Here is a 2,618-nt window from a genome sequence, read left to right on the forward strand (position 1 = left end):
CTTCTGGATGGACGGCTGGGACGGCTACCCCAACGCCCGCCGTCGTCTCCTTGATTCGCTCGTTGCGCATCGCCGCAACCCGATCGTGATCGGCGRCGACCGTCACGCTTTCTTTGCCGCCGATCTGAAGCAGGACTTTGCCCGGCCTGATGGCCCGACCATTGCGACCGAGTTCGTCGGCACCTCCATCACTTCGGACGGGCCGAGCGAGAGCAGTGTGCGCAAGGCATTGGCGGAGAATCCGCATCTCGTCTATGCGCGCGGCGACAGGCGCGGATATGCGACCGCCGTGCTCGACGCCCGGCATTGTACCGTGGGTTTCGAGGCGCTCGATGACGTCAGGGACGCCAGGAGCGCCGTGCGGCGGCTGACGACATTTGTAGTCGAGGACGGCGCGCCGGGGGCGAAGGCGGCATGACGAACGACCGCACGGCCTCGCATTTGACGAATGATGAAGGATCGCCTCAAATGATCCGACGTCTGACCATGCTTTAGGCCGCTGCGAGGGGCTGCGCCGTGACTGATCAAACCATCCTGCGGGTGGCCTGGCTCTATTACATGGAGAATCTGACCCAGGCCGAGATCGGCGAGCGGCTGGGCCTGACCCGCGCCCGCGTCAACCGCATGCTGTCGGACGCCCGGCAGACGGGCATCGTCAATATCCGCCTTAACTCCGCCTTTGCGAGCTGCACAGAGCTGGAGCACCGGTTGCGTCGGGAATGCGGCCTCGAGGACGCGGTCGTCATCCCGAGCCCAGAGAATCCCGAGCAGGTCGGAAGCCTGATCGGGATGGCGGCCGGAGCGTATCTGTCGAAAGTCCTCGAACAGAAGCGCCCGCGCATCGTCGGTATCGGCTGGGGCGCGACTCTGCGCGAGACCATCCGTTACGTCACGCCGGCGGACTATCCCGATCTYTCCATAGTCTCGATGATGGGCGGGCTGTCGCGCGGACTCGAGCTCAACACCTTCGAAATCGCGGGCGAGCTCGCGCGTCGGCTGCACGCCCAGTGCAGCTATCTGGCCGCGCCCATTTTTGCCAGCAGCCGGCGCTCGCGCGATACTTTCCTGGCCCAGGAGGTCTATCAGGAGGTGCTGAACAGCGTCGAGCGGATCGATCTTGCGCTATTGAGCATGGGAGATCTGACGCCGCGCTCGCTGCTGGTGCGGCACGGGCTGCCGCCGGACGTACGTGCGGAGCATTTGCGGGCCGGAGGCGCCGTCGGCGACGTGCTCGCACAATTTCTCGATAGGTCCGGCCGGCCCATCGATCACGGCATCAACAGCCGTGCCATCGCGCTGCCGCTCGAGAAGTTGGCGCGCGTGCCGACCTCGATGCTGATCGCCGGCGGTCTCAACAAGGCGCCGATCATTGCCGCGGTGCTGCGCGGCCGGATCGGCAAGGTGCTGGTGACGGACGAGAACGCCGCCATCGCCGCGCTAAAACTGATCGACAAGCAGAAATAGCTGCTTTTTTTCGCAAACGAACATTGGACCCGCGCTTTCGACGCTGATGCCGGCGTGACCGCCCACCTGCGCGCCGGAGCGCGCAAAAGCATTTGTCACGTCAATATTACATATGTAATGTAGCCAAAAATGGTTGCTCAGAGAGGGATGGCGTCGACATGCGCGCTGCGGTGCTTCAGGACATTCGCGATATCCGCATCCTCGATATCCCCGAACCGAGGCCGGTCGCGCAGGACGATCTCATCGTTCGCGTGAAGGCTGTCGGCGTCTGCGGCAGCGACTTGCATTCCTACCTCGAGGGCGGAACGACCGGCCCGACGCGGGTCAGGCCGTTCGTCCTGGGCCATGAATTCTCGGGTGTCCTCACGCCGGATTCGGCGCGCAAAGCGGGGCTATCAGCCGATGCGCTGGTAGCGGTCGACCCTTCCATTCCGTGCGGCCATTGTGAATGGTGTCACCGCGGTCACACCAATCTCTGCCCCAACGTGAAGTTCCTCGGTTATGCGCCACACAACGGCGCCATGGCCGAATTCGTCTGCGTGCCCAGATCCGCCGTGCATTTGGTGCCCGACAGCATCGATCCGGCCGGTGCAGCGATCCTGGAAACGCTCGGGGTCGCGATCCATGCCATGGATCTGGCGCGTCCGCGACTTCTGGAAACCGTGGCGGTGCTTGGGTGCGGGCCGGTGGGATTGTTGCTCGTGCAACTCGCGCGGCTCGCCGGTGCCGGAAAGATCATCGCGATTGACCCGGTCGAGCAGCGTACCGCGATGGCGTGCGACCTCGGCGCGGATGTGGCGTGCCGCAGCTACGCCGGGGTTGGGGACGTCACCGAAGGCCGCGGCGTCGATCTGGTGATCGAGGCGACCGACTCCTCGCACGGCTTCGAGCATGCGGCGCGCTGTGCCCGTATCGGTGGCCGGGTCGTACTCGTCGGCATTCCCGAGAACAACCAGTACATCCTGAGCGGCGCCGAGTCGCGCCGAAAGGGCTTGTCGATCAAATTTTCACGCCGCATGCCGGAGGTTTACCCGCGGGCCATTGCGCTTGCGCAAACCGGTCGGGTCAAGCTCGCGCCGCTGGCCACGCATCGCTTCTCACTCGACCAGACGCCTGCCGCGTTCGAGCAACAGGTCGCGCGACGAGATGGAATC

General features: G+C 64.6%; 3 protein-coding genes. All 3 read left to right on the top strand.

The window, feature by feature from the left end:
- Nucleotides 1-418, top strand: a 418-nt coding sequence (locus AC1D00_RS35955) for an alkaline phosphatase D family protein (protein WP_477013934.1), incomplete at its 5' end; no start/stop codon positions are given.
- A gap of 98 nt (nucleotides 419-516) precedes the next feature.
- Nucleotides 517-1,464, top strand: a complete 948-nt coding sequence (locus tag AC1D00_RS35960) for a sugar-binding transcriptional regulator (protein ID WP_404555002.1) — start codon at nucleotides 517-519, stop codon at nucleotides 1,462-1,464.
- Between the two features lie 158 nt (nucleotides 1,465-1,622).
- Nucleotides 1,623-2,618: zinc-dependent alcohol dehydrogenase (locus tag AC1D00_RS35965; RefSeq protein ID WP_477013935.1), on the top strand; the 996-nt coding region annotated here is incomplete at its 3' end.

The sequence above is a fragment of the Bradyrhizobium sp. P2_E8 genome (assembly GCF_056403875.1).